Here is a 26,611-nt window from a genome sequence, read left to right as displayed (position 1 = left end):
ATCTCATATTGGGGCAGGAGAACCTAAAGCCTTATCTTTTTCAACACATTAACGCAGTGGGGATTGACGTTCCCAAAATAATAAAGTTAGAATGAAATCCAGGCTCAAGGGGGTAGAAAATGGGTTCAGGCTCAGATTTATCTTGGCTTGTTTACCATTGCGAAAATCATTCTGGAAGTAGTTTGTTAAGTAGCTTTTTTATATGGTTTACTAAAAACGATTGAAAAGAACAAGTTAAATGGGAATATACTATCGATTATTACCATATACTTCGTGGTATAAATTAATTATCTTCATAGAATGTAGCTCTGCTGTATCAGTATAATCTATTATATTTCGTCCTCCAAATTGCTTTTTGCAATCTAAAGCAATTGTTGCAGTAAATTCATCAATTTCTTTTAGGTAACTATATGCATTCATATTTGCTTCTTTTTCAAGTGAAGAATTCCTATACTCCTCCAAGTTATGTTTTAATTTAACTAGACATTTTAATTCCTTAGATCCCTCTTCTTTAAATTGTGATATATGAGTTAACTCATGAATAACAATAAAGTTAAAAAATATCTTCAAAATATGGTCAAGTACATATTTATTAGACTCAGGTATTCTTGAATAAGAATCATTTACATTTTGAACTATATTATCTTTGAATAAGCTAATTCCTTCTACTCGTGTGAACTCGTCTTTAATATTTGTTTGCCCTAAAGTATTAGATATTATATGACCTTCTTTATTTATGGTCTCGCTACAAAGGTTAATTTCACAGTTTATACCCTTAATCTGTAATTCACTTGCTACATTTATATGAATATTTTTAAATTCCTGCGTCTTAATATAAGATTCTATATCAAGTGATTTAATTCTACTATATTTCATAGCCATACCTATTGTCTCCTCTTTTAATTAAAAATTTCAATGATATGTACTTTAAAAGTAAAGAGACCCCAGCCAAGCCAGAGTCCCTTTTAAATCTAATATTATTGTAACAACTGTAATACCCCTTGAGGCATTTGGTTGGCTTGCTTTGCCGCTATGTCTTTCGAGCATAGAATAGACTATATCTTCATCCTTATCCATAAGGAGCTGGGCACTTCGAATGATGAACGTTATCATCACCCTACGAATCTCATTGCCTTAAGTTAAACTGTTAGGCAGTGCATTCTAGTCGTTGAACCTTCGCCAGGTTTTCACCACAGGCGCTTGGCTGCTGATTATCCATTGGTTCATTGTTTTGTTTTTCAGACCATCACGTTTGCCGTTTCCATCTGCGTTGTGGTACAAAAACACTTTAGGAATTTCCAGCAATTCACCCAGTTATCCTCTAACCCGTTACCAGGTTAGACGCCCTTCCCATCAAATTACTGAAGAAGTTGTAAAACTCCTTGAGGCATTTGATTGGATTGAGCTAACATACTTTGTGCCGCTTGTGAAAGGATATTGTTCTTCGTGAACTCCATCATTTCTTTCGCCATATCAACGTCACGGATACGTGATTCTGCAGCAGTTAGGTTTTCTGCTGATGTGCCTAGGTTGTTAATTGTATGATCTAAACGATTTTGAACTGCACCTAAGTTAGAACGTTGACTTGATACTGTATTAATAGCTCCATCAATTAGAGCTAATTGGGCATCAAATTCAGCAGTTTCCGCTGCACCTTCAGCACCAACAAATTCAGTTACATCGATTAAACTACCTTCAGCCCCATACAAACCTAATCCTTCAGCAGACATATCTCCAATATTAACACTTAATTGCTGCTCTCCATTAGCACCTATTTGGAATACTAATTCAGATTCACCGCTAGCAAAAGTTCCATCTAGTAAATCTTTTCCGTTAAACTGAGTACGGTCTGAAATACCTTGGCTGTCATTAGTTCCACCTAACTCTTCAACTAGTGCATTAATTTCATCTTGAATTGCTTGTAAATCATCTGAATCTTGTGTTCCTGTATTACCCGCTTGAACCGTTAATTCACGCATACGTTGCAAAATAGAATGTGTTTCATTCAATGCACCTTCAGCAGTTTGGATTAGAGAAATCAAATTTGTTATCGCAGTGACATTTAATCCACTACTTCTTTATGTTTCCATAAAGTTCAGATCATATCTTCATCCCTTTAGGATGCCCCGCGCTCGTGGGTAGGTTATCGGTCTGCTTCCTCACTACCTGATCGTTACACCTTCCTAGCTACAACTTTCCTTACAATTCACCAGGCTCGGCTCGGTATTGCCCACCATCCATAACTGCAAAGTTGGTTTGGGGTTCCACCGAATTCACGGAGTTTTCATCTAAGTATTACTACTTAGAGCGGCGTTTCCAGTTTACCGTCTTGGGCATTTTTATTCGCCATTTCTAATCCACGAATTTGACCACGCATTTTCTCAGAGATTGCTAGACCTGCAGCATCGTCCCCTGCTTTGTTAATTCCAAGACCTGAAGAAAGCTTCTCCAATGAATTTTGTACTGCACCTTGGTTTGCTCCTAATTGGCGATGTGCATTAAGAGCAGAAATGTTGTGATTAATAATCATTTTTCCTTACCTCCATGTAATATAATTTTTCTACGGGTCACGTCCTTATGTCCCGTATGTATAATAACTCTTGGCCAAGAGTTATTATCAAGCTTAACGTTAAGGACTTAACAAATCATCATTTGATGATTACAATACTTATATCGGCCAGATTTTGGATTGTTTAATACTTTTATGAAAAATTAATTATAATTACTTCCACTTGCTAATTACAACCTTCTACAAATTCTGTTTTTCACTAAGAGCACATTCAACCCCCTCCTGTTGTCCTTTCTTTCACATTTAACTTAATCACTATGTCTATTTAAACCCAAAATTACCCCTTCCCTCTTTTCAAGCAACAATATTTCCCCTGACAAAACTTCATTTTCATTACTTTTAATCCGATAATATAATAGACAAAAGAAGGATTATTTAAGGAGTGGCACCTATGGCAAGGTTAAATGATAAACAAATTTCGCAAGTACATCATATTATAGACACATTGCTTGAAGCAACGGAACATTTCTCAATATTAATCAAGAAAAAAGAACTGAATCAAAGCATTTATACATTTACTTCTGTTGTAGAAGGTTTTGATACGATAAATAGACTATTAAATACATACCAAACAACACATGGAAAAAAAGAAAGAGAAAAAATCGAGCAATACTTACTATTAATTGCACAACATTTAGAGAAAGGGAATCTTATTAAGACTTCCGAGATTTTACAATTCTCTTTTTCTCCACAACTTAGACGATTAAAAGAGGCGTTTACAGAAACTAGCAGCAATACCTTGGATAAACAAGACATTACAATTGGAGTCTATTTTGATAAAACTAATCCAAGAAATGCTTATCCAGAAGAAAGAATTAACGCATTAATTGACGAAAGCGAGCAACAAGGTGCCAGGCTCCTCTTTTTCTCATCAAATGATGTCGATTTAAATAAAAGGGAAATCAATGCTGATTTTTTTAAGAATGGAGATTGGCAACGGATCTCGACTTCATTCCCCGACATTATCCATAATATAGGAGTTGTTTCTCGTTCTCAGCAATCAATCATAGATAGAAAATTAAGAAGAACCACTCCATTCACAAGCTTTTTTGTAGGCAATAAACTATATTTACCTAAGAAATTAGTTCAATACAGAAAGTATGCGGAGCTATTAGTCTTTTTCAAAATGGTTACTAATGATTCCATTATTTTTGATTTTTTAGCTGAACATAATCGAGCTGTTTTAAAACCCATTCTTGGTCGACGAGGAGAAAATATATACTATATCGAGAAAAAAGGAAATCACTATTTAATTTTAGACCATAAGCAAGAGCATATGCTTGGTAATAAAAAGTTTCATGAATGGATTCAAAATATCGTTTTAAAAGAAAAGAACAGTTACATGATTCAAAAATATGTTGATAGTCAAACCAAAAATGGCGAACCCTTTGACATCCGTGCCCATATGCAAAAAAATGGCGAAGGGAAATGGCAGATTACTAGAATATATCCGCGTATTGGTAGTAAAAAAAGTATTCTTAGTAATATTAGTCGCGGGGGAAGAACAGAAGAACTAGATACTTTATTAATAAAAGAATTTGGAGAAAAAGGAAAGCTATATTCAAGTGAAATTCGACAACTAGCTCATGATTTAACCAGACATCTTGATAAGCTATATGGATCAGCACTAGATGAACTTGGACTTGATTTAACAATCGATAAAAGTGGCAGGTTTTGGTTACATGAAGTTAATAATGGACCACAGTCTACTTACCATGAAAAAGAAAGAGCAGTCAATACAATTGGCTATGCAATTTATTTAGCTGAAAACGGTATAGTAAATACCAATGAACTTCAAAGCACACCTGACATGAAAGAACAATTTAATGCCAGATCCACTGATTTAACTTGGGCTAACTTGGATAACAACCCGAGAATTGCTATGTTGGTCAATGGGATAGACGATGAAGAGTTAGCTGTTGCTTGTGCCTATGTCGCAAAATATGAAGATGTCAATTTTTATTTATTTAACCCCAAGGATATAGACTTTGATGAAATGCTGATCCGAGGACATTTTTATGAGAATAATAAATGGGTAGAAAAAATCGTTGAATATCCTGATGTTATTTATGATCGATTGAGATTGAGAGGGATAAAGGGATACAATCTCGTTTATCAGGAATTGGATGGGATACCATTTACTAATGAATTTTATGGAAATTCCATTAGCAAGCTTGAAGTTTATGACAAGTTAACAGAGACTAAGGAGATTGACAACAACTACTTAATACCCTATCAAGAGGTTAAACGAATAAGGGATATCTTTAATTATATAGAAAATTATGGACAAATTATTCTTAAACCTGAAATTGGATCCTTTGCTCAAGGTGTTCATTTTATTTCAAAAGAAAGTAATGACACCTATTTTGTAGCTATTGGAGAAAAAGAAGCGTATTATAATGAGATTTCTCTTTCTAATTATTTAAGAGACTTAATAAAAAAAGGGGCATTTATTGTACAAAAATATATTGAAACACGGACAATAGATGGGCAGCCTTTTGATATCAGGGTGCATATGATGAAGAACGAAAACGGTGAATGGTCATTTGTTAAAATTTATCCAAGAGTAGGAGTCTATCATGCCATAATTTTAGTTGTTAGAAAGGGAGGATATATTGGCAAAATTGATAGCTTTTTAGAAAGAAACTACGGTCGAAATAATGTTATAGATATGAAAAAACAAATTGAAGACTTATCCCATAATATAGTAACTACATTTGAACAATTATATGACGAAAATATAAATGAATTAGCATTAGACTTTGCAATAGATAAAAGTATGAACATGAACCTTATTGAAATCAATGTTAACAAACCCGGGATAGTCAATTTTGAATTTGATGTTGCTAAGCATGCAATCCCATACGCAAAATATTTGTCTGAAAAGAAAAACGAGGACAACAAAGAGCTTTATTGAAATTAATTCGCATCAATTTCGCAATCACAGTCATTAGCTACAGTGCAATTCTAGAAATGAAATTATTAAAAATACGATGCCAGTCTAGTCTTCTACAATACAGTGATAATGTATCTGAGACTGGTATCGTTTCAAAAGATTAACACTCCTAAATATCTCAACAATAGAACTCTTCCATTGTAAGGAAGAGGCCATACTCTGTTTTACGATTTAGAACGATTTTTCTATCCACTCCTAAAAGCCTGGCAAGGCTCCCCATTGTCAGTTTACCTGTATGTTCTCTTATATTAAACAACCCATTCTTTTCATTTTCATCTCTACGCTTGTTGGGGTTCTTTCCAGTGTTTTCGCTATGGAACTCTCTTTATGGTTCTCACCCAAAAAGGTCAAAAATCCCACCAACTAGACTGAACAATTCGTTATAATAGGTATAGAATAACTTGTTGGAGGTTATCCCATGTTCAGACCAGGCAAAAAAGATATTCAAAAATCGTTGTTCGACCAGGATCAAGCATTTCCGGACCATATCATTGAATTACTGAAAAAAAGTTGGGCAGAAGACTTTTATCGCCTCATTCTTACGCAAATTAATGAAGAACGTTTTTCAGTTTTATATAGCGATAAGGCAAGTCGTCCGAATAAGCCAGTCAATGTACTGGTTAGTTTGTTGGTTCTCAAACAACAGAATTTACTCTCAGATGAAGAGTTAATTGGATCCCTTTACTTTGATTACCGGTTCCAGTATGCCCTGGGTCTTGAATCGGATGCTGACAGGGAACGCCTCTGTGTTAACACGTTATCCAATTTTAGATGTCGTCTGGTTGAACATGAAGTAAAAACGGGAGAATCCCTTCTCCAACAAGAAATGGAATCGCTCGCTGAAAAAATGGCAGAATTTCTTTCCATTAATAAATCAATGGCTCGCATGGATTCCACTATGCTTGACAGTTCCTGTAAGAAAATGACACGAATTGAATTATTTTATACTGTGATTCGGAATATGGTAAGAGAACTGAGCAAGATTCCCGGAATAGAGATCCCAGAATCTTTTTCGGCATATCTTGAAAAAGGACATAAAAATAAAATCATATACAAAACCAAATCCAATGAAGAAGAATCAAAACTGGAATCTCTCATCCAACAAGCCTATGACTTGTATCAATGGGTGCAAGCAAATTCCGCAGCCTTGGATTCCGATGCGTATACTCACCTGGCACGCTTATTACATGAACAATCCGTTGAATCAGAAGAAGAAGTTTGTGTCCCAATTGAAGGGACGAGTTTGTCTTCTCGTATCCTTCAAAACCCCTCCGATCCTGAGAAATAAAGGTGGCGAAAACCATATCGGAAGCAGTTTAAACCTGGTGGAAGTTCATGACCCTGAAAAAGAAACAGGGCTTATTATGCATGCCGATTTAAAAGAAAACACCTATAGTGTTGCCCAGTTTGGTGAGGACTTTGTCAAGAATCATCCTCTCGCAGATGAAATAGATACGCTGGCTGTTGACGGTGCTTACTACCGGCAGGAAACTGTAAAGCACGCTGATAAAAAGAACCTTGAAATAAACTTCAGCCAAATGACAGGCCGGGCTGTCTCCGATGATTACATAGGCGTAGACCGATTTGAAATTGATCCTGAAACACACAAGGTTGTAAAATGTCCACAAGGTTTTGAGCCGACTTTCTCCATCTATGATCCTGAAAAAGAAATATACACAGCCAAGTTTTATAAGGAGCATTGTCAACAATGTCCTTTACTTGAGGAGTGCCAGGTAAAAGAACAAAAAAAAGCATACCACATTTCTTTTAGTGAAAATAAAAGGCGAACAGATCAAACCCGAGCCAACATTGGCAGTGATAGACATCAGGAATTATCCAATTATCGTGCAGGTGTTGAAGGTGTTCCATCTGTTTTGAAACGGGCATATCAATTACAGCATTTGCCTGTCAGGGGACAAGTGCGCTCAAAAATCTGGATATATGGCTCGATCATCGCCCAGAACTTCAAAAGATGTACAAAACACTTGAAAAATATGGTGCCAGCCACCGTATAAGGTGGTTGCATTTTCTTTTCAAAATAAAAAGTAGACTTCTGAACCAGAAAAAAGACTTTTTTTTATGGATTGGGATTGTAAATTAAAATAAAAACCTTAGTTTTTGGGTGCTAACCTCTTTATATTTTCCTACATTCTCTGTTAGATAATTCTCTTCTTCTTTTGTCCATTCTCTTCGCACTTTGATCCCCTTTCCTATTTATATGGTAGATATTACTGTTCCCCAAATTTGTTAGGAAAAACTGAGTATAAGGGATCAAAAACCGTACTTATAAATATATCTATCGCCTTTCGAGTTTCGTACGTTCTTTTCCTCAGTTTACGCAGGAAAGTTTTCTCCTTTTGTTCATTGAGCTTATCCGAATACTATTATATGCCTATAACTTCCTTACATACACCTTTACACTATAATCGAAATTGACGAACCAATCCATTCAAATCCTCTGCCAATTTAGCAAGGTCATCAGCACTGGCTGCAACCTCTTCCATGGAACTGCTTGTTTGCTCGGATGACGCAGATGTTTCCTCTATCCCTGCTGCAGACTCTTCGGATATAGCTGCGATTTCCTGGATGGAACTATTCATTTGCTGACTGGTAGCTGCAATTTCAGATAAGTTAGTAGTTACGCTTTGAATACTATCTACTACACCTGAAATAGCTGCACTAATTCCATCAAATTTCTCGCCTGTTGCTTTAATCTGTACAATCCCATTCTCTACCTCTTTGTAGCCTTCATGCAAGGAACCTGTAACAACACTGGTTTCAGTTTGAATGTCCGTTACAATGCCCGTAATATCTGTAACAGACTCGGATACTTGCTCTGCCAATTTCCGCACCTCATCCGCAACTACCGCAAAACCTTTCCCATGCTCTCCTGCTCTTGCTGCTTCAATGGCTGCATTTAAAGCTAAAAGATTCGTTTGATCGGCAATATCATTAATGACGGAAACCAATGTCGAAATTTCTTGAGACTGGCTATCGAGTCCTTCCACCTTACTAACAGTATCCAGCACAATCTGATCAATTTTTTCCATCTGGGTATTAGAATTTTTCATTAACCGACTTCCTTCATCAGTCATCTCCAACACCTTACCAGAAGAATCTTTAATCTGCTCTCCGTTCTCATTTGCTTCCTGAACACTTGTGGCAAATGTTGTCATCGCGGAAGATAGCTCACTTGAACTGTTTGCCTGTGTTTCAGAACCGGATGCTAATTCCTGCATGGTGGAGGCAACTTGTTCCGAGCCGGATCTCACCTCATTTGCAGACTGTGTTAATTCTTCGCTCTGCGTACTTACTGTTTCTGAGACCTTGCCGATTTGATTTAGTAAATCACGCATCTCTTTATTCATTTCATTTGTAGCTACTACCAGTTGTCCAATTTCATCCTTTGCTTTCGTATTAATTGGTTCATGAGTCAAGTCACCACTGGAAATTAGCTTCATTCGTTCCACTACCATATGAAGTGGTTTGGTTATTCTTCTAGTAATCATAAATGAAATACCGAACGCAATAGCTAATATAACACCCAGCACAATTAATATAGGACCCAGAATAGCTTGTGCTTTATCCTCAAACTCAGCCTGGCTGACCGTACCACCTACCGTCCATCCAGTTGTCTGGTTGTGCGTATACCCCATGATTCTGTCTTCACCTTCAAACTGATAGTTTAAAATACCCTGGCCGTCCGTATTTATCATTTCCTGATAAAAACCCTCTTCCGACACATCTTGACCAATATAGCTTTCATCCGGGTGGGCTAAATAGTTTCCTGATTGATCGAACAAAAGAGCATAACCCGAGTCACCGATTTCTACCTCATTAACCATTGTAAGAAGGGTATCAACTGATACATCAGCACTGACAACACCTATTAATTCATTACTATTGTTATAATATGCTTGTGCAGCACTAACAATGGTTTCACCGGAAGCTTCGTCGGTATATGGTTCTGTCCATATGGTAGTTTCTCCTGCTTCCACAGCATCCTGATACCAGTCCCGCTCTTTCGGATTGAAATCATCTCCCAAATCAGCTTCCGGATAAATGATTACCTCCCCTGATTCTTCAATTCCTGTATAAATATTTAGTATTGATTCATCTGCTTCGCCTGTTTCTCTAAAGGTGTGAAATAATGCATCTGTTTCCTGAGTACTATAATTAAGAAGCAGTTCATTTGAAGTTAACCGATTTAGGGTATTATCGATATTAGCAAAGAATATATTAAATGTATCGTTCATACCGGCCATTTGATTTTCCACATTGTTTGAAAGCTCTTCTGTAGTTATATCGACACTGGATTGGTAGCTGACAAACGCAACAATACCTCCTGTGAAGATGATTAAAATTAAAAATGGAATCATTATTTTACTTTGTATACTTTTACTTAAAAAACCATTTTTTGCAGTTTTATTATTCTTTCTCATCCTTATTCCCCTTTAAACTATATATTATGTATTTAAACCAAATAAGCTTATTTCCTAACTTCTAACGATTTAGCGCAGGGGGCCTGATCCCACAATTCTGAATCATAAAACTTTATCTAATGCTTTTTTTATACGATCAGCGTTAAATGGCTTAACAATAAAGTCTGTAGCACCGGCTTTTATCGCATCCAAAACCATACTTTGCTGCCCCATCGCCGAGCACATAATCACTTTAACATCAGGATTTGTCTTCTTGATTTCCGTAACAGCCTCTACCCCATTCATTTCAGGCATCGTTATGTCCATCGTGATCAGGTCCGGCTTCAATTCCTGACATTTTTCTATCGCGTCTATACCATTTTCGGCTTCACCAACGACCTCATGGCCTAGCCTTGTCAAATTATCTCTCAACTGCATTCGCATAAAAGCTGCATCATCTGTAATAAGTATTTTTGCCATTTCCCTTTCCTCCAATGTCAATTGCCTTCGATGATTTCATTTACCTCATTGACCTCAGCAAAATCTAAGACATGTTCTAAATCCAGCAAAATCAATAAACTATCCTCTAATTTGGCAACTCCAACCAAAAATGACTCCTTGATACCATTCATCATCTCTGGAGCATGCTCTACAACAGAATTATCAATATCCATCACATCTGTTGCCGCATCAACAATTAAACCTACCCGCAAGTCATTCATTTTCACAATTAAAATCCTAGTATGTTCAACAAGTTCTGTTTCATCAAGCTGCAGCCGTTGTTTTAAGTCAAGTATAGGGGTGATGTTCCCGCGAAGATTGATAACACCTTTTATGAAGTCTAATGTATTTGGAACTTTAGTGATCGTATGTAATTCTTCAATACCAAGAACACTATCTATCGAAATACCGTATTGCTGCTTTCCCATAAGAAAAACAACTACCTTCAAAGATTTACTCATGTTAAAGCCTCCTTTTTTCATTTTACCAATGCATTAGGGTCGATAATCAGTGAAACCTGACCATTACCCAGAATCGTAGCACCGGAAGTGGAAAATGTTCCCTTCAAATAGTTCCCGAGCGATTTTAAAACCACTTCCTTTTTACCGATAAACGAATCAACGATTAATCCGGTCATCTTTTCCCCTTTTTTCACAATCACTACGGATAAATTCGCTTGTTCCTCTGCCTGTTGATCACCCGGAACTCCAAGTACTTTCTGCAGTGACAAAAGCGGAATTACTTTCCCGCGAAAATCCATCACTTTTTGGCGGTGAGAGCTCATGATATCTTTTTCTTCAAGTAACACCGTCTCGATGACTGAAGAAAGAGGAATCCCAAAAATTTCGTTTTAAACATTTACCAATAAACTCGAAAGGAGCGAAAGAGTTAGTGGTAATTGAATGGAAAATTTACTTCCCTGCCCATGCTCCGATTCAATCGAATTATGTCCACCAAGTGATTCTATCTTCTTGCTGACTGCGTCTAAGTCAACACCACGTCCTGAGACATCAGATACTTTATCCGCTGTACTGAATTCTGAAGCAAGAATCAGCTGATAAACATCCTCATCCTTTAAGTCATCAGCACGATCACTCGTAATCAATCCGTTCTCTATCGCCTTTTGAACGACTTTTTCCCGATTAATTCCAGCCCCGTCATCCTCTATTTCAATAAATACATGATTTCCGCTGTGGAAAGCACGCAAGACTAATCTTCCCCCGCTGGATTTGCCTGCTTTCTTACGTTCAGCTGAGGTTTCAATACCATGATCAATAGAATTACGAATGAGATGAACTAGAGGATCACCAATCTCATCAATAACCGTCCGGTCAAGTTCCGTTTTGGCACCAATAATTTCAAGATCAATTTCCTTGTCCAGATCCTTTGCCAAACCTCTCACCATACGCGGAAATCTGTTAAAAATCCGGTCAATGGGCACCATTCGCATCGTTAAAATTAAATCCTGCATATCTTGTGAGACCTTAGCAATATGTTCAACTGTTTCAATCAGCTCATGATCTTTTTTCTTCATTGAAATGTCTTCAAATCTCTGAAACTTTATGTATACGGGCCTTAATATCATCTGCTGAGGCTTTCGATACAATAACTACCGAAAACTCCGTCTCAAAATCTTCAGCCTCCAGCTCCTCAACACCGGGAACCGATTTGATAATGTCTCCTAGTCCCTCCAAAACCTCAAACACCATATATACTCTTGCAGCTTTTAATAAACAATCCTCAGACAGCTTCACTGTAATTTGCAAAGAGGTTAACCCCTGCTCTTCAGCTTGTTTGACCACGGTCATCTGAAATTCATCCAAGCGCAAAAGTGAATTTGACTGTTCCGCCGTAGAGCACCTCTCCACTCCTGCATTAAAATCCTTCCCGTCAAATTCATTCAAACGCAAAACAAGCTCATGAACATCCAGGCTGCCGCTTTTACCTTCACGAATCGCATCAACCATTTCCTCCAACACTTCAACCGCCTGAAAAATGATATCAATAACATCATCATTCACTTCCAGTTCATTGTTCCTCATTTTATCGAAAATATTTTCCATTTTGTGGGTTAATGAAGCAATGTCATGAAACGCCATCGTACCTGCCATCCCTTTTAATGTATGGGCTGAACGAAAAATTTCATGGATAATATCAAGATTCTCCGGGTTTTTTTCCAGTTCCAGTAAATGATTATTTATGGACTGTAAATGCTCATCACTTTCCTCAAGGAAAACATCATGATAGTCACTTGTATCCATTTCAAATCCCTCGTCCTAACAATTAATCAAGCAATAAAAAAAGGTCTAAATTCCCTATATGATCAAAGGTAGTTGATACACTTAGGCCGTGTTTAAATCCCGATAATGTTGTATTTCCCTGCATAATAGTTGGGGCAGTAATATTAATATCAACGCCATCGACAGCAATATTTGATGACAGTCCACCTGCAATCATATTTCCGAGTTCACCACTAAAGGAGAACAGCATTTCTCCTGCAAGGGGCATTCCATACATGGCTTCCCCAATTCTGCTAAAAACCCCTAGATCCCCGGATAAAACCATTTTTCCTTTAACATCGCCGATGATTCCAATCAGAACGCCAAAGTTCAGATTGAAGTTTTGTTGTAATAACCGCGGGGCAGATCTTTTAAATTCAATCGGAACTACCCCTTCCAAAGAGATTAACGTACTGTTCAACAAGTTAGTGACTACTTTATTTCGTTCGTTTTCATTAATTTGCATTATTTCAACTCCTCTTCTTCTGTCCCAATTTCAATATCATAGTTTGGCAGAATCTGTACTTCCACCCTCCTATTTACTTCCATATTTTCTTCACTTGTGTTCGGAACAATCGGATGATGTTCACCAAACCCTTTCGCACTAAACTGTTCAGGGTTCAGATTTTCATGTTCCAGTAATAATTCCATAAAATTAATAGCCCGCATGGCGCTTAAGTCCCAGTTGGATGAAAACTCATGATTGTCTATTGGTCGATCATCCGTATGCCCGCTTACAACAATCTGGTTCGGTGGATCGGTATACAGGAAATTTGAAATTTCCTTCGCTATCTCACTCCCTTCACTCTTTACTTCAGCACTTCCTGTATCAAAAGACACATCGTTTGAAATAGTTACCAATAATCCTTCATTTGATAATTTCGTTCCCAGCACTTCCGATAAATTGTTTTCCTCAATATAGTGATTAATCTGCTTTTGCAGTTCCTTTAATTTTTGTAATTCACTTATCCCATGGTTGTTTTCATCCTGAACTTCTTCCTCGTCTTCATCGTTATGATATATCTCAATGGAAGCCTGACCCTGGATACCATTACTGCTCTCTAATATCCCCATCCCTCCACTAAATTCACTTTCAAAAATTTGAATGAGACTTTCATATTTCTGGGTATCAATCTCACTCATGGCAAAAAGAACAATAAATAATGCGACTAACAGGGTAAGTAAATCTGCATACGGAAGCAGCCATGATTCATTGATATGATTACTTTTACGCCGATTCTGTCTTCGCATTTCCATCCTCCTGCTCCAGCCATGCTAATTCCTCTGAAGATAGATAAGAACTTAACTTATCTTTGATTATTTGAGGAGACTCTCCACTTGTTAAAGATAGCACACCTTCTATCATGATCTGTTTTACTCGAACCTCATTCTCCGACTTCTCTCTTAACTTATTTGCAAAAGGGTGCCATAAAACATACCCGGAAAAAATCCCCAATAATGTTGCAATAAATGCAGCTGATATGGCGCTGCCTAAAGTTTCAATATCATTCAAATCACTAAGCGCAGCAATTAAACCAATGACAGCACCAAGTACACCTAATGTAGGAGCGTATGTACCAGCTTGCGTAAAAATAGATACACCTTTTTGATGCCTTTCTTCCATCGCATAAACTTTTTCCATCATTACTTCACGAATAAAGTCGGAGGATTGACCATCAATGGCCAGCTGCATTCCAGAACGTAAAAATGGATCATTCACATTATCCAATTTCCCTTCCAGCCATAAAATCCCTTGTTTTCGGGTTGTTTCTGCCCATTTTGTGAAATCTGTAATAATTTCCGCAGCATTATTGTTCTGATCTTCCGTGAAAATTATCTTCAATAGTGTCGGTATCTTCTTTAGTGTACTCATCGGAAAAGCGATCAGAACGGCAGCTGCCGTACCTAGAAAGATGATCAAGAGCGCTCCCGGGTTGATAATTGCCAACGGGCTTACCCCTTTTAATGCCATTCCCGCTCCGACTGCAATAAACCCAAATAATAACCCTATAAATGATGCTTTATCCATCATATAACCTCCATAAAATCACTTGTTCAGTTAGATATTTAAAATGCCATATTTTTATCGAGTTGCTTAAATGATTCCTAATTCTTTAACTTCTATAGTGTAACTTCACTCAACCCTTCTTTTGTAGAAATCTATAATACTTTCTTTTGGCAGCTAAAATACAGGGCTATATAAAAGTCCAAATTTTTCCTCGTAATTCATCCATAAAAAAAGCCATTTCAAATATAATAGAATAGCCAAAGATTTAAACGTAAATGGTGAATGAAAAAATTGCCAACCCCAGGCGATCATAATGCGTTCCAACAGACATCTTAGACCCTGGGCTTTGCGTCCTACCCTTTCGAATAGTTTTCCTTTACCTACTGAAAAACAGTTTTTGAAACCGTTACTTTAGTCCTACTTTTATTTATCGACAAATTACTACATTTGTTTACAATAATTAATAAAAAAGATATAAACATTTTTTTGACAGTTACAAAAGGACACGTAACACAAGATCAATAGAGAAAAAACAATAAAAAAGAAACCCGGCATGATAACTAAACTTGGGTTTCCAATTTTTACTCATATGATTAGAAATAGCTCTATTGAACGCTTACAAGCTGCTATTGCCAGACAGTCTGCTATATCTTCTTTGAACACTAACACTGCTTCTATTCATCATTTCCCCGATTTTTTTATAGGTATACCCTTCTTTTCTTAAACTTAACAGTTCTTGTTCTTCCCTCATTGACCAAACTTGGTAGTCTCTCTTTTTAATTATTAATTGATCAAATTCTCTTTTTCTTTCTAGGTTTACCCAGGATGGTTCTGGAACCAACAGATTGGGTTCAATGTCTTTAAATTGTACTTTGTCTTTATGTTTTACCGCCCATTCCCAAAAATCTTCAGAACTTATAAAGGAAAATTGGCGTTTTTCCTTTGTAACACGTTTTTTATATTTTAGACCATGCCTAACAACCCATCCCTCTATGGTTTTTCGATCCACCCCTAGAATGATAGCCAGTTCATTCATGGTTAACAAACCGGATTGTATTTTGGTATTATATATATTTAAGCGTTTCATTTTTAATTGAACACTTACATAAGACCTTCCCAGATTTTTTGCGATAGTAGTTATTTTCAGCGTGCCGACACTGTCTTTTAAGTATTGAATTTCTTCTTTACTCCATACTGCCATTTATTTATCATCCTTTCTAACTTTTGGAATAATAAATTTAATCAAATGACTATTCCCACAAAAACAGCCGACAAAAGAAAGTCGCCTTCAATAGTTACTCATTAATAAACAGCTGCTGAATTTTCAACCCCTTTGGAACTTGACGTTCATGGTTGAAAACCTTAGACTCGTAGCTTTACACCCTTTCTTTTCTTTAAGTTTACTATTATTTACTTCCATTTTTTAGCACTAACACCATAATACTATAGATGATTGGGACTGTGAAGAGTAATATCTTCAATAGAAACGTCCTAAAGAAAAATATGAAAAGGGTTTTCCTCTTTGTAGTTGAATAAATAGTAGCAAGTTATCCATAATTCCAGCAAAAACATTGAAACGTTTTTATCCCTAATATCTTTGAAATAGCACATTCCATTACAATTACACCATCAAAATTATTTTTTTGAAGGAAGATATTTGCACCACTTAAAATCTAAACTTTTTTGTCGATATTATTAATAATAAAGTACAGTACCATAAACTGTTCATTAATACTGTCCTATAATAGATTTGTTAGGGATACAAAGTCGAGCAACCTGACACCTATTTGCCATTAGTCAGCCTAGCTAGTTACCGATTAAAAGGGGAGACTATTTTCTTGGTTTGTCTTTTTACATGACCCAGATATATAAAGATTCAGATTCGGTTAATGTGAAGACAAACGAATAGAATAAAAGGAAAACACAATGAAAATAACCTAAAAGGAGTGATAAGAAATGTATACTATATTAATAGCGGACGATTCAACTTTTATGCGAATGTGGTTAAAAAAGTTGATACAACAGCAAGGATATCATAATATCTCAGAAGCAACTGATGGGCTGGAAGCAATTGAACAGTATAAAAAATTAAGGCCTGATATTGTTTTTCTAGACATCACGATGCCGAATATAAATGGATTAACTGCATTGAAAAAAATTAAAGCATTTGATGCTAAAGCAAATGTGGTTATGTGTTCTGCCATAGGGACAGATTCAAATGTGATGGAGGCTTTGCAGTTAGGGGCAAAGGATTTTATTGTAAAACCTCACTTTAATCATTTATCATCCATTTTAAATAAGTTGGAAACGAAAGACTAAAAATTCATAAAGGGAAGGTATGGTTGAAAATGAAAAATTATGGTTCTTGTATGTATTGCGGAAAAATTGACCATTTAACAAACGAGCTTTGTGAAGATTGTTTTACAGAAGAAATGGATAATGTGAAAAAAATTAAAGAGATTTTAGCCAAACACCCAAATTCCAATGCTATGGAAATCGCCCAAAAAACGAATATATCCATTGATAGAATTACGCGTTTAATAAAGAGAGGAACATTAATATAACCTGAGTGTTTGTAATTAATGAGTGAAAGTATTTGGCAGCTTAATTATGTTATATCTCTAGCTAAAAATGAATATATGGATAATAATTGCAAAACGATTCTCAAACTGCCCGTATGGTCTTCGCTAAAATTCAAAAGGTAAAATAATAACATAAAAGACAGAGCCTCCTCCACTCCAGGGTCATCACAAGAAGATGCTTAGAAAAGACTGTTTCGCTCGTTTATTGAAGGGGTGCGGAAATAAGCCCCATCCCGTGATGACGCTACCCTCCAAATTTTTCTTCTATGAATTAAAATGAGCCGCGTCTCATTTCCATTTCAGGCAATGTTGTATTTTTTTCTTCTCCATGATTAACTTCTATAAAGGAACTATTTCCATTGGAATCGTCTTATTACCCCTCAATAGAATGGTTCGGCAATAACTCCTTACATGCTTTCGATTCGCTCTTTATCATTTGTAATAACCTTTAAAATTCCATCCATCGCTATAATCTCTTCATCAAAAAAAACCGGTATTACTTTTAAGGCTACTTTAATACGATCTCCTGTTTTATCGAAAATGACCAAGTTTGAACTCTGAATATTACCACTTAACGCGTTTCTAAACAGCTCTTTAAATGTATACCTGTCCTCTTCAGCAATCAGTGAATGAAACGCATTGCCTATCAGGTCTTTAAAATGATAACCTGTAATGTTTTCTGCTTCCACATTCACATTGGCAATACAGCCATCTGAATCAATGGAAAAAAACGGGTCAGGATTATGGTGAAATAGCGATAGATAGCGGGATTTACTTTCATTATATCGATCCCATGTACATTTAACATCTTCGTATAACCATTTTTCTTTAGTCATATCTTTCACAATTTCAACAACCTGTGTGCACTCTTTCTTATCATTAAAGAAAGGAATTAATTTTGTTTCAAAATAATGCTTTTTTCTTAAGGGAGAAAAATATACACTTTCAAATACTAGCGTTTCCCTGCTAGTTACAACTTCTTTATACTGATTATATAGAAATTCTCCTCTTTCATTCGGAAAAGTCTCACGTACTGATTTACCTATTATATTTTCAGTCATACCTGCTCCATTTAATGCTGCACAATTCAGATAATCGTAAATAAAATCCGTTTTATTTTCCACCTTCACAACGAATATCATATCGTTCATTTCATCCATCAATGCGTTAACTAGGTAAAAGTCTTTTATATTCATCGAGAAATTCCTCCATTTTCATTGTTTGTCCGCCAGTACTGAGTTGAGTCCAGTAGATACAAACTTCAAGTATACTCCTCCCTCTATTTTAAATCACAATTTGTTTTTGTTTAAATATACATAAGCATCCTCATTAATAAAATCTGTATCCGGGATCTCAATTTTATTTTTAAGCATCACGGTTATTCTATTAATCACTTCTGCAAGACGATCTTCATCTATGACGCTCAAATCAAATTTCACACCATAGTAGTAAGTGGAACCTTTCCCTTCATTCTTCCAAACCAGTGAACCATTTAATTCAAATGTTTCACCTAGCAGCTTGAATATGAATCTTAATTTCATATTCGTATTGATTGGCAGCTTTAAAGAAGAATATATTTTTAGTCCGCCTAGACTGATATCTTCAATGAGTATTTGTGCTTGACCTAAATCAACTTTTCGTTTATTTACCTCTTTAATTCCCATTTCCCCTAAAACGCTATTAGGAAATTCAAGCCGGTAGTAATCCCTTCTTTCATCTTCAGGGTCGATATTGTACTTTCGCTTGTTGGGCTTTAAATAACCTGTTTCCAGCATTTTCTCAAAGGTTTCTAATGGAACGGGCTCCGAAAAAAGATAACCCTGTATGAAGCCACATTCTTTTTGTTTCAAAAACTCATAATGTTCATATTCTTCTACACCTTCAGCAACGGTTTTGACGTTTAAACTATTCGCTAAATGTAAAACAGCAGAAATAATAGCTTTATCCATTTCTTCCTGGTCTTCATTGGTTTGAACAAAAACCTGATCAATCTTAATCGTATCTGGTTGGAATTCCCTTAAATAATTCAAGGTTGCATATCCTGTGCCAAAATCATCAAATGCAATGCTAACTCCCAATTCCTTTAAAGCAGCCATGGTAGAGAGAACATTTTCCTCCCTTTTTAATAAGGAACCCTCCGTTATTTCAAATTCCAAATATTTTGCGGGTATTTGATGAAGCATCAGCTGTTCCCTCACAATATCGACTAAACCTTTTTTCAAAAATCGAATTGGCGAAATATTAATGGCAATTGGACGTAATGCAAGCCCCTGTTCCTTCCATTTCCCTAATTGGCTGCATACTTCCTTAATGACCCAATCACTAATATGGTGAATCAGGTGATTTTCCTCAGCTAATGGAATGAATTCGCCCGGAGAGACCAGTCCCCATTCCTCATGATTCCAGCGTATTAATGCCTCAGCACTTTCAATGATACCGCTACCGGCATTAACCTGTGGCTGATAATATATTTCAAATTCCTCATTTTCAATGGCTTTGCGCATATCCTTTTCGAGCATGTATTTTTTATAAGAAGAAATATCCCTGGAGAATGAATAAATCTGATAGTTATTCCTCCCTTGCTGCTTCGCATGATATAATGCAGAATGAGCACTTTCTATTAAAGTAAGTTTATTCGCCCCGTCCTCCGGATAAAAGCTTATGCCAATACTTGTTGTAATATGGAGTTCGTATTCTTTGACAGTTAATCTTTCTCTAATGGTTGTGATCATTTTCTCTGCGAAACTAAATATGGCCTCTTTGTACTTGTAATTTTCTATAATAATAATAAAATCATTACTGCCTAAACGTGCTGCGTATCCATTCTCCGGCAGTATGGAAATAAGTCTGTTAGCTACGTTGATCAACACCTTATCCCCAATTTGATAACCTAATGAATCATTAATCACATTAAATCGGTCCAGATCTATATAAAAAAGCGCAAATTGATTTTTATCATTTTCACACAGCGTATCCACTTTTTCATAAAGACTGCGCTGATTTGGAAGTAATGTCAGTGTGTCGTGGGTTGCATATAATTTAAGCTTCTGCTGCATCTCCATTTCAGGGGTAATATCTGCTACCATGCCAAATAAGCTTACAACTGCACCTTCATTATTAACACTGGGAACCGTTTGTTCCGCAACCCATTTTGTTGTCCCATCTCCGCTGTTTATTCGATATTTTATATTTATACTTTCCCCTTTTTGCAGTAACTTATAAGCATCAAACACTTCTTTTCGGTGTTCAGGTAAAATCATTTCCTTCCAAAAGTCAGGTTCTTTATAAAGTTTTGATATGGGACTTTGCAGTATTTGTTCTAACCCTTTAGAGGCATGGACAACTTTTCCATCTATCGATTCTCTCATCCAAATTCCGGTATTTAAGTTATCAAAAATATGTTTGAAATTTTCATTTGTACTGCTGATTTTATTTTCTAACTGTTTCTGAGTGGTGAAATCTCTAATAACACCTACTAATTTATAGGCTTTTTTATCTTTCAAAACAGCATCAGCCTTGACTGTTATGTAGCGAATCTCGTTTGTTTTCCCGTGATAGATACGGAATTCGGAAACATAACTCGTTCCCTTACTTACAGCTAGAGCTACTTTTTGATAGGCGTCCTGATAATCATCCGGATGAACAAGCTGAAACGGTTGATCCATGGAAATGTCATCTGCTTTATCCAAACCAAAAATGTCATAAAAGTATTCGGAACAATATAACTCGTCTCCTTCTATGTTATACTCCCAGCTGCCAACTTCAGCTATCTCCTGGGCATGAACTAAATATTTTTCATGTAATTTTACTGTTTTTATTAGATTTTCATATTCTGTGATATCTTCTATAATTAAGTAAACACCCTCGACTTTATTATTGCCCTGTTTAACAGGGATGTAGGTTAAATTCATATACGCCGTTTGTCCGTGTTTATTTTTTACTGTAATTTCATGTCTTTCTGATTTCCCTTTTAACGTTTTGGCAAAAGCCGAATCCAGGATCTGATAGATTTCTTTGGACACGAGTTCTTTAAAATCCAATTTATTACGGAGTGAATGACCTATAAATTCATTAATACTATTTCTATTTTGAGTGAGCACATCGCCTGATGGTGAAAATACAATTACTAAATTAGGGTGATGCATGGCTAACGATGCATAATAGTTTAATAGAAGTATGTCATCAGTATCATGCCGTGGATCATTTCCGAAGCCATAAGTAGTCCTGTCTTTCGTAAATAATTTTTTTAAGAAGTTTGAATTCTTAGGAGTGAAATTGGCCATAAGATTACCCCTTTCCAAATCAGATAAGATAATACAAATTCCGTAACATTAATATAGTACTTATGGATTATTATAGTACAAAAGACCCGAATAGGGAATGGTGTTTTTTATTTCTTTTTAAAATAAATTAGTGTAGATCCTTTTCAAAACACTTCACTTTTATTGAGCTCTCAAGTTACTACATATGATAAAATGGATAATATTAAACAACTTTTAAAATATAATGGAGGATGCCATGAGAAATTTACATTTTGAAATAATTGAAGCAATGATGCAATGCTTAGGAAGATGTTTATATAAAGATTTAGTAGCTTCAATTTATGCGCTCACATAATGTTCCTTCAAATATAGTGGATAGTTACCGACATGAAGCGAAGTTTGTTTGGGCTAGAAGAGCTTTAGATGATTTAACCCAGTAAAAAGAAGGTGATATAATTCAGAATTTAACCGATCAAAACGTTAGTGATCGAAATGCGGGAATAACTGCACTACGTAACTTAAAAAGATTAGCACAAGATAAAAATTATGTTGTTAAAAAGGATAAAGAGAAAGTAGCTAATCGCCAAAAGATTTTAGCAGATAAGCAAAGATTAATTCTCGAGAGATCAAATAAATTAGAAAGTCTTTTATTGGTAAAATATAAAACTCAGCAGGGCTTTTATCCTGCTGAGTTTTATATTTCTTTTGAAAATTTTTCATCAAGCTTTTGTTCGATTTCAAGCATTGCTTCCTCATCATTGAGCAAAGCCTCTTTATTCTGATCAATAAGTTCTTCTAGATTTCTATGTTGTCCTAGCATAAATTATCCCTTCCTTCATCTGATTATTTCAATTATATTATAATATAAAAGTTGACTGAATGAACAATAAAATTATAACAAATATGTGAAAATTGGTTTTTTACACATAATCAACTTCAATTAGCAAAAAGGCACTCCTTCAATTAACGCTCCACCTTTAGTCGTATTAATAAACACTAGATTCGTTTTAATTTCATTTCCATATACATCCTCCGTGGTGATCAATCACATATCCACCATAAGCCTCCACGATATATACAAGAGTCGGCATCACCGCATGGATGGTTAAAAAAGTACCAATTGAACCGAGATTTTTACCCCTTTTTGTTGAACCTCTCATATCAGCAAACAAAGCTACGAATTCATCCTCCTTATACGTGCCAAAGCTCATATTCTCTGCATTGTACTCGGGAAGTCTGTTCGATATTGCACTATAGGATGCTGATTTTTCTATTAATTGCACAGATTGTTTAGCTAAATTATATTTTTCTAATACATCTCTTTTCATTATATCCTTGTTTACAACCGCCATGCTACACCAATGTTGTCAGGTTAATATTCTGAATCCTTTTGGTTAGTTCCGAGCGAATGATTTCGACATCATTCTACACGCTTGGAGTGTAGAAATTGGATCATTGCCCATAAAGGGCTATCGAATGGACGAATTTCGCCATTCTTCGAGGCAATTTAAAATTTACTGGTTTAGGCTATAAATGTTCGCCGTTTCTTTTCACGTGAAATCGTGCTTACATGACGCCCCATTCTTCTAGCTATTTCCCTTAATGGTAGATCCTCGTCTAAATAAGCAGCTATTTGTCCTCTTTCAATTTCTGTTAAATGTGAAAATCTGCGTTCTTTCGTGTTAGAATTGGTTTTAGTCATCGTGAACTTCCTCCGTATGTTTTGTGTTTTCGTCGACCTTAACTATACGTGGTTTCACGATGGCTTTCTATTTATTTAGCTGTTGCATTTAATTATACAACTTGCTGAGAGTTTTTGACTCTTCGCTATATATATAAATGGAATTTAATAATTACAGCTTAGTACACAATCTACGAACGATGGCCTCAGGGCTCTTGCTGATTTCAGAAACAAAGGTTTGTACAGCCTCGCGGATCTCATCAACAGTTTTGTAGAACACGTTATAGATTACTGATTTCTTTAACCAGCCCCATAGTCCTTCGATTTGATTCAGTTCCGGGCTATACGGCGGAAGAAACAGTAATTCCAATTGTTTGGAATGTTCCTGTAAAAAGGGTTTAATTAGATTCGCGTGATGAATTCTGGCATTATCAAGAACCATAAGAATTTTTTCATCTGGATAGCGGTTGACTACTTGCTCTAAAAAAGATAGAAACTCTTTTGCGTCATACCGTTCTCTTTCAATGCAAAAGATGTCGCCGGTTTTGTAATCCAATGTACCAATTAATTTGACACCATGGTGCTTGCCATTTGTTGGTATCTTTTTTTGTTGCCCTTTTGGAAACCAGGTCTTAGCAATGGCTTGATAATCTCGAATCATGGATTCATCCTGGAACAAAATTCGATCAATCTCGCCATCGTTCATTTTTTTAGCCGTTTCAAATTCTTCCTTGAATGCTTCCTGTTTTTCAGGATCGGCTTTTGCTAACGTGTATGTTGGCCTTGTATAACTGAGTCCTAAACGATGCACCAGCGCACGCACGCCTCGATCTGTGAATGTGACATCATATTCTTGCTTGATCCAATCACGAATAAATAAGAGGTCCAGTTCATTTCAGCAGGAAAGTCAAAATCAACCGGCACTTTATTAACAATTACCTCGTAAACTTTTTGTTCCTGCTCTTCTGTAAGATGACGGGGCCTGCCTGGAGTTCACCAGGAGTCAATCCTGCCAAACCATTGGACTTATATGTGTATATTGTTTTCTCGCTACAACCTATTAAGTCCGCAATTTCCCTTATCGGCTGTTCTTTTATATACTGTAAAATTGCTTGATAACGTTTAAATAAACGAAGATCTTTTGTATCTCCCATCGCTCTTTTAACAGCTTGAATTTCGAGATTCAGATTTTCATATGGATAAATATTTTTCACTTTGTCCGCCTCCATAGGTAAAGATTCTATTACCTACACTAATTAGACAAAAGTGCCTGAAACCCTTTTTTTCCCTTTATATAGCAGTCTCAAAACCAAGTCTGGCACAAAAGTCGATTAAACCATCCGGATGAATGGTTTTTGGGACATCAATCCAAACATTGACCTGATCCGCGACATCGTCATTATTCTGGTCTCTAACTAAACCACCTATTTCCCACATATTTCTCAAGTTATTCATTTTATCACCTTACCTTCATTCTAAAGACCCATTCCTGTTTTATTAAAAATAACCCTCTACATCATCATTTATATAGAGGGTTATCCTTACGATTTACATTCTCTTATTCATTTTCTATATAAACATCTTTCAGTTCCAAATATTGTGTCGGAAGCTGGGATAACCCTTTAACACGATCATTTACGCCCATCAAATATTCCGGATAACTAATATTGATAGCAGGCGCGATCTCCACGAGCAGCTCTTGGATTTCACTATAGAGGGCCATACGATCTTCCTCATCTGTGGTTTGACGTGCTTCATCCAACAGGGCATCCAGTTCATCATTTTCCGTGAATGTTCGATTACCAGGAGCTCCAACACTATTAGAGTGGAATAAGGAATAAACAGAATAGTCAGGGTCCCCTGTTCCGGTAGTCCACCCAATGACAAACATATCATGTTCACCATCAGCGGTTTGATCGAGATACGCACCCCATTCAAGTACCTCTACTTCCGCATCAACTCCAACCTCTTGCAATTGTGATTGAATGTTGACAGCAGTATCCATTTGTTCCCGTTCATCATCTGTCCAAATGGTTGTGGAGAAGCCATTTTCATAGCCTGCTTCGGCCAATAATTCTTTTGCCCCTTCCACATCATATTCATAGTCTTCCACATTTTCATCATGACCTTCTATATCTACTGGAATTGGGGTGTTAGCAGGTATACCATAGCCATCAAAAATACCGTCAATGATCAATTGTTCATCCACTGCCATAGATATAGCTTGTCGTACAAGTTGGTTGTCAAAAGGCTCTTTAGCCATATTAAAACCAACATAGGAATACCTTACAATGCTTTGCTCATGTACAGATACACCGTCCATTCCTTCTATTTGCCCCACATCTGATGGACTGAGTGGGCTCGAAATATGACTATCACCTGTGCTCAATTCGGCAATACGTGTCATATCCTCATTCACGACTTTAAACTGGACTCTATCAAGTAAAGCGGTACCATTCCAATAGTCTTCATTTTTTGATAGATCTATGTATTCACCTGAAACCCATTCCTCAAATTTAAAATACCCGGTACCAATTGGGTTTTCATTAATGATCGTTCCCGGTTCTTGACCGTCTTCCATGGCCGCATAATCGTCTTCTATTACTTCTAAGGAAACGATTCCACTTACAGGATGTGCAAGATGAGCAGGAAGCGGAGCAAATGAATAATCCGTTGTCAATCTAATCGTATAATCATCCACTACTTCAATGTCATTAACCATCTCATATAAAGATGCCTGAGATGAACCTACGTCCGGATCAATGATACGCTCAATATTTGCTTTCACTACATCCGCATTAAATGGCGATCCATCGTGAAATGTCACACCTTCCTGAAGCTGGAATTCCCATACATTATCTTCTATCGCTTCCCATTCTGTTGCAAGCCCTGGGACAAGCTCCATATTCTCATTCTGTTTTACCAGTGTTTCAAAAATATTTCTTTGTACATCATAAGACGAGATATCGTTGGAACCGTTGGGATCCAGTGATACGACATCAGCACCCTTTGCAATAATCAAATCTCCACCTTCACCCGGGGCAGCTGTTTCTTCATCATTCTCCGTACTGCCATCAGTACCATTCGTATCATCAGGCTCACTTGCACATGCTACAAGAACGAAACCAATAGATAGAATAAAAGCAGTTATTACGAATCTCTTAAATAAATTCATCGTTGCATTCCCTTCCCCTTCCCCTTTATATTTTTAAAAAATTTTATATAAAGGTTCTCACCCAAAAAGGTCAAAAATCCCACCAACTAGACTGAACAATTCGTTATAATAGGTATAGAATAACTTGTTGGAGGTTATCCCATGTTCAGACCAGGCAAAAAAGATATTCAAAAATCG

Annotated in this window: 20 protein-coding genes, 4 pseudogenes and 1 riboswitch; of the genes and pseudogenes, 5 read left to right on the top strand and 19 right to left on the bottom strand. The window is 36.4% G+C overall.

Features of this window, described 5'->3' with window-relative positions:
- Window positions 1-249: 249 nt before the first annotated feature.
- The 3 genes and pseudogenes from ACDX78_RS19215 to ACDX78_RS19205 all read right to left on the bottom strand — a co-directional run.
- Window positions 250-882 carry a hypothetical protein gene (locus ACDX78_RS19215; RefSeq protein WP_486029912.1) on the bottom strand — a complete coding sequence of 211 codons (633 nt, stop codon included), beginning with the start codon at window positions 880-882 and terminating at the stop codon, window positions 250-252.
- Window positions 883-1,358: 476 nt separating this feature from the next.
- Window positions 1,359-2,039: pseudogene (locus tag ACDX78_RS19210) on the bottom strand (flagellin); the annotation flags it as partial.
- Between the two features lie 284 nt (window positions 2,040-2,323).
- Window positions 2,324-2,530, bottom strand: a pseudogene (locus ACDX78_RS19205) (flagellin N-terminal helical domain-containing protein); the annotation flags it as partial.
- Window positions 2,531-2,960: 430 nt separating this feature from the next.
- Here ACDX78_RS19205 and ACDX78_RS19200 point away from each other — a divergent pair.
- The 3 genes from ACDX78_RS19200 (at window position 2,961) to ACDX78_RS19190 (ending at window position 7,540) form a co-directional block, all read left to right on the top strand.
- The gene (locus ACDX78_RS19200; protein ID WP_486029910.1) at window positions 2,961-5,486 is read left to right on the top strand and encodes a YheC/YheD family protein; all 2,526 of its coding nucleotides are present in this window, start codon (window positions 2,961-2,963) and stop codon (window positions 5,484-5,486) included.
- Window positions 5,487-5,943: 457 nt separating this feature from the next.
- Window positions 5,944-6,813: a transposase gene (locus tag ACDX78_RS19195; RefSeq protein WP_486029909.1), complete on the top strand. Its 870-nt coding sequence runs from the start codon at window positions 5,944-5,946 to the stop codon at window positions 6,811-6,813.
- Window positions 6,814-6,850: 37 nt separating this feature from the next.
- Entirely contained in the window at window positions 6,851-7,540 is a 690-nt protein-coding gene (locus ACDX78_RS19190) for a transposase (protein WP_486029907.1), read from the top strand.
- A 405-nt stretch (window positions 7,541-7,945) separates the two neighbouring features.
- On the opposite strand, the gene ACDX78_RS19185 is transcribed toward ACDX78_RS19190, so the two are convergent.
- From ACDX78_RS19185 to ACDX78_RS19150, 8 genes and pseudogenes are all read right to left on the bottom strand, one after another.
- On the bottom strand, window positions 7,946-9,967 hold the full coding sequence (locus tag ACDX78_RS19185; RefSeq protein WP_486029905.1) for a methyl-accepting chemotaxis protein: 2,022 nt from the start codon (window positions 9,965-9,967) through the stop codon (window positions 7,946-7,948).
- A gap of 102 nt (window positions 9,968-10,069) precedes the next feature.
- Window positions 10,070-10,426 (bottom strand): response regulator, encoded by a 357-nt coding sequence (locus ACDX78_RS19180; protein ID WP_486029903.1) that lies wholly within the window; start codon window positions 10,424-10,426, stop codon window positions 10,070-10,072.
- A 17-nt stretch (window positions 10,427-10,443) separates the two neighbouring features.
- Window positions 10,444-10,908 (bottom strand): chemotaxis protein CheW, encoded by a 465-nt coding sequence (locus tag ACDX78_RS19175; RefSeq protein ID WP_486029902.1) that lies wholly within the window; start codon window positions 10,906-10,908, stop codon window positions 10,444-10,446.
- Window positions 10,909-10,925: 17 nt separating this feature from the next.
- Window positions 10,926-12,708: pseudogene (locus ACDX78_RS19170) on the bottom strand (chemotaxis protein CheA).
- Between the two features lie 22 nt (window positions 12,709-12,730).
- A complete protein-coding gene (locus ACDX78_RS19165) occupies window positions 12,731-13,192 on the bottom strand; it encodes a chemotaxis protein CheX (RefSeq protein WP_486029900.1) in 462 nt (153 codons plus the stop codon).
- The gene (motB, locus tag ACDX78_RS19160; protein ID WP_486029898.1) at window positions 13,192-13,977 is read right to left on the bottom strand and encodes a flagellar motor protein MotB; all 786 of its coding nucleotides are present in this window, start codon (window positions 13,975-13,977) and stop codon (window positions 13,192-13,194) included. Before motB ends, ACDX78_RS19165 begins: the two co-directional genes overlap by 1 nt.
- Entirely contained in the window at window positions 13,955-14,755 is an 801-nt protein-coding gene (gene motA, locus ACDX78_RS19155) for a flagellar motor stator protein MotA (protein ID WP_486029896.1), read from the bottom strand. The genes motB and motA overlap by 23 nt, the downstream gene beginning before the upstream one ends.
- A gap of 269 nt (window positions 14,756-15,024) precedes the next feature.
- Window positions 15,025-15,119, bottom strand: a riboswitch (cyclic di-GMP riboswitch).
- Window positions 15,120-15,350: 231 nt separating this feature from the next.
- The gene (locus tag ACDX78_RS19150; RefSeq protein ID WP_486029894.1) at window positions 15,351-15,935 is read right to left on the bottom strand and encodes a DNA-binding protein; all 585 of its coding nucleotides are present in this window, start codon (window positions 15,933-15,935) and stop codon (window positions 15,351-15,353) included.
- 755 nt (window positions 15,936-16,690) lie between these two features.
- On the opposite strand from ACDX78_RS19150, the gene ACDX78_RS19145 reads away from it, so the two are divergent.
- Window positions 16,691-17,053, top strand: coding sequence for a response regulator (locus tag ACDX78_RS19145; RefSeq protein WP_486029892.1), 363 nt, complete (start codon window positions 16,691-16,693; stop codon window positions 17,051-17,053).
- Window positions 17,054-17,076: 23 nt separating this feature from the next.
- Window positions 17,077-17,298, top strand: a complete 222-nt coding sequence (locus ACDX78_RS19140; RefSeq protein WP_486029890.1) for a hypothetical protein — start codon at window positions 17,077-17,079, stop codon at window positions 17,296-17,298.
- 425 nt (window positions 17,299-17,723) lie between these two features.
- Here the strand turns inward: ACDX78_RS19140 and ACDX78_RS19135 are convergent, their stop codons facing one another.
- The 8 genes and pseudogenes from ACDX78_RS19135 to ACDX78_RS19100 form a co-directional block, all read right to left on the bottom strand.
- Window positions 17,724-18,512, bottom strand: coding sequence for a PAS domain-containing protein (locus ACDX78_RS19135; protein WP_486029888.1), 789 nt, complete (start codon window positions 18,510-18,512; stop codon window positions 17,724-17,726).
- 93 nt (window positions 18,513-18,605) lie between these two features.
- Window positions 18,606-21,599 carry an EAL domain-containing protein gene (locus tag ACDX78_RS19130; protein WP_486029886.1) on the bottom strand — a complete coding sequence of 998 codons (2,994 nt, stop codon included), beginning with the start codon at window positions 21,597-21,599 and terminating at the stop codon, window positions 18,606-18,608.
- Between the two features lie 673 nt (window positions 21,600-22,272).
- On the bottom strand, window positions 22,273-22,398 hold the full coding sequence (locus ACDX78_RS19125) for an FbpB family small basic protein (protein WP_486029884.1): 126 nt from the start codon (window positions 22,396-22,398) through the stop codon (window positions 22,273-22,275).
- A gap of 193 nt (window positions 22,399-22,591) precedes the next feature.
- A complete protein-coding gene (locus ACDX78_RS19120; RefSeq protein WP_486029883.1) occupies window positions 22,592-22,906 on the bottom strand; it encodes a hypothetical protein in 315 nt (104 codons plus the stop codon).
- Between the two features lie 194 nt (window positions 22,907-23,100).
- The gene (locus ACDX78_RS19115) at window positions 23,101-23,280 is read right to left on the bottom strand and encodes a helix-turn-helix domain-containing protein (protein ID WP_486029881.1); all 180 of its coding nucleotides are present in this window, start codon (window positions 23,278-23,280) and stop codon (window positions 23,101-23,103) included.
- 151 nt (window positions 23,281-23,431) lie between these two features.
- Window positions 23,432-24,488: pseudogene (locus ACDX78_RS19110) on the bottom strand (IS630 family transposase).
- Between the two features lie 61 nt (window positions 24,489-24,549).
- Complete coding sequence (locus ACDX78_RS19105; protein ID WP_486029879.1) at window positions 24,550-24,714, bottom strand: hypothetical protein; 165 nt, start codon at window positions 24,712-24,714, stop codon at window positions 24,550-24,552.
- Between the two features lie 103 nt (window positions 24,715-24,817).
- Complete coding sequence (locus ACDX78_RS19100; RefSeq protein ID WP_486029878.1) at window positions 24,818-26,434, bottom strand: glutathione ABC transporter substrate-binding protein; 1,617 nt, start codon at window positions 26,432-26,434, stop codon at window positions 24,818-24,820.
- Window positions 26,435-26,611 lie beyond the last annotated feature (177 nt).

It is taken from the genome of Virgibacillus oceani, assembly GCF_041521345.1.
In the GTDB taxonomy this organism is placed as follows: domain Bacteria; phylum Bacillota; class Bacilli; order Bacillales; family Amphibacillaceae; genus Virgibacillus_N; species Virgibacillus_N oceani_A.
Note: the sequence above shows the minus strand (reverse complement) of the source record. Positions and strands in the feature narration are given on the sequence as shown.

Coding starts and splice junctions, on each gene's coding strand:
- ACDX78_RS19215 (WP_486029912.1), bottom strand. CDS start 882: ATGGCTATGAAATATAGTAGAATTAAATCACTTGATATAGAATCTTAT.
- ACDX78_RS19200 (WP_486029910.1), top strand. CDS start 2,961: ATGGCAAGGTTAAATGATAAACAAATTTCGCAAGTACATCATATTATA.
- ACDX78_RS19195 (WP_486029909.1), top strand. CDS start 5,944: ATGTTCAGACCAGGCAAAAAAGATATTCAAAAATCGTTGTTCGACCAG.
- ACDX78_RS19185 (WP_486029905.1), bottom strand. CDS start 9,967: ATGAGAAAGAATAATAAAACTGCAAAAAATGGTTTTTTAAGTAAAAGT.
- ACDX78_RS19180 (WP_486029903.1), bottom strand. CDS start 10,426: ATGGCAAAAATACTTATTACAGATGATGCAGCTTTTATGCGAATGCAG.
- ACDX78_RS19175 (WP_486029902.1), bottom strand. CDS start 10,908: ATGAGTAAATCTTTGAAGGTAGTTGTTTTTCTTATGGGAAAGCAGCAA.
- ACDX78_RS19165 (WP_486029900.1), bottom strand. CDS start 13,192: ATGCAAATTAATGAAAACGAACGAAATAAAGTAGTCACTAACTTGTTG.
- motB (WP_486029898.1), bottom strand. CDS start 13,977: ATGCGAAGACAGAATCGGCGTAAAAGTAATCATATCAATGAATCATGG.
- motA (WP_486029896.1), bottom strand. CDS start 14,755: ATGGATAAAGCATCATTTATAGGGTTATTATTTGGGTTTATTGCAGTC.
- ACDX78_RS19150 (WP_486029894.1), bottom strand. CDS start 15,935: ATGGCAGTATGGAGTAAAGAAGAAATTCAATACTTAAAAGACAGTGTC.
- ACDX78_RS19145 (WP_486029892.1), top strand. CDS start 16,691: ATGTATACTATATTAATAGCGGACGATTCAACTTTTATGCGAATGTGG.
- ACDX78_RS19135 (WP_486029888.1), bottom strand. CDS start 18,512: ATGAATATAAAAGACTTTTACCTAGTTAACGCATTGATGGATGAAATG.
- ACDX78_RS19130 (WP_486029886.1), bottom strand. CDS start 21,599: ATGGCCAATTTCACTCCTAAGAATTCAAACTTCTTAAAAAAATTATTT.
- ACDX78_RS19125 (WP_486029884.1), bottom strand. CDS start 22,398: ATGCTAGGACAACATAGAAATCTAGAAGAACTTATTGATCAGAATAAA.
- ACDX78_RS19120 (WP_486029883.1), bottom strand. CDS start 22,906: ATGAAAAGAGATGTATTAGAAAAATATAATTTAGCTAAACAATCTGTG.
- ACDX78_RS19115 (WP_486029881.1), bottom strand. CDS start 23,280: ATGACTAAAACCAATTCTAACACGAAAGAACGCAGATTTTCACATTTA.
- ACDX78_RS19105 (WP_486029879.1), bottom strand. CDS start 24,714: ATGAATAACTTGAGAAATATGTGGGAAATAGGTGGTTTAGTTAGAGAC.
- ACDX78_RS19100 (WP_486029878.1), bottom strand. CDS start 26,434: ATGAATTTATTTAAGAGATTCGTAATAACTGCTTTTATTCTATCTATT.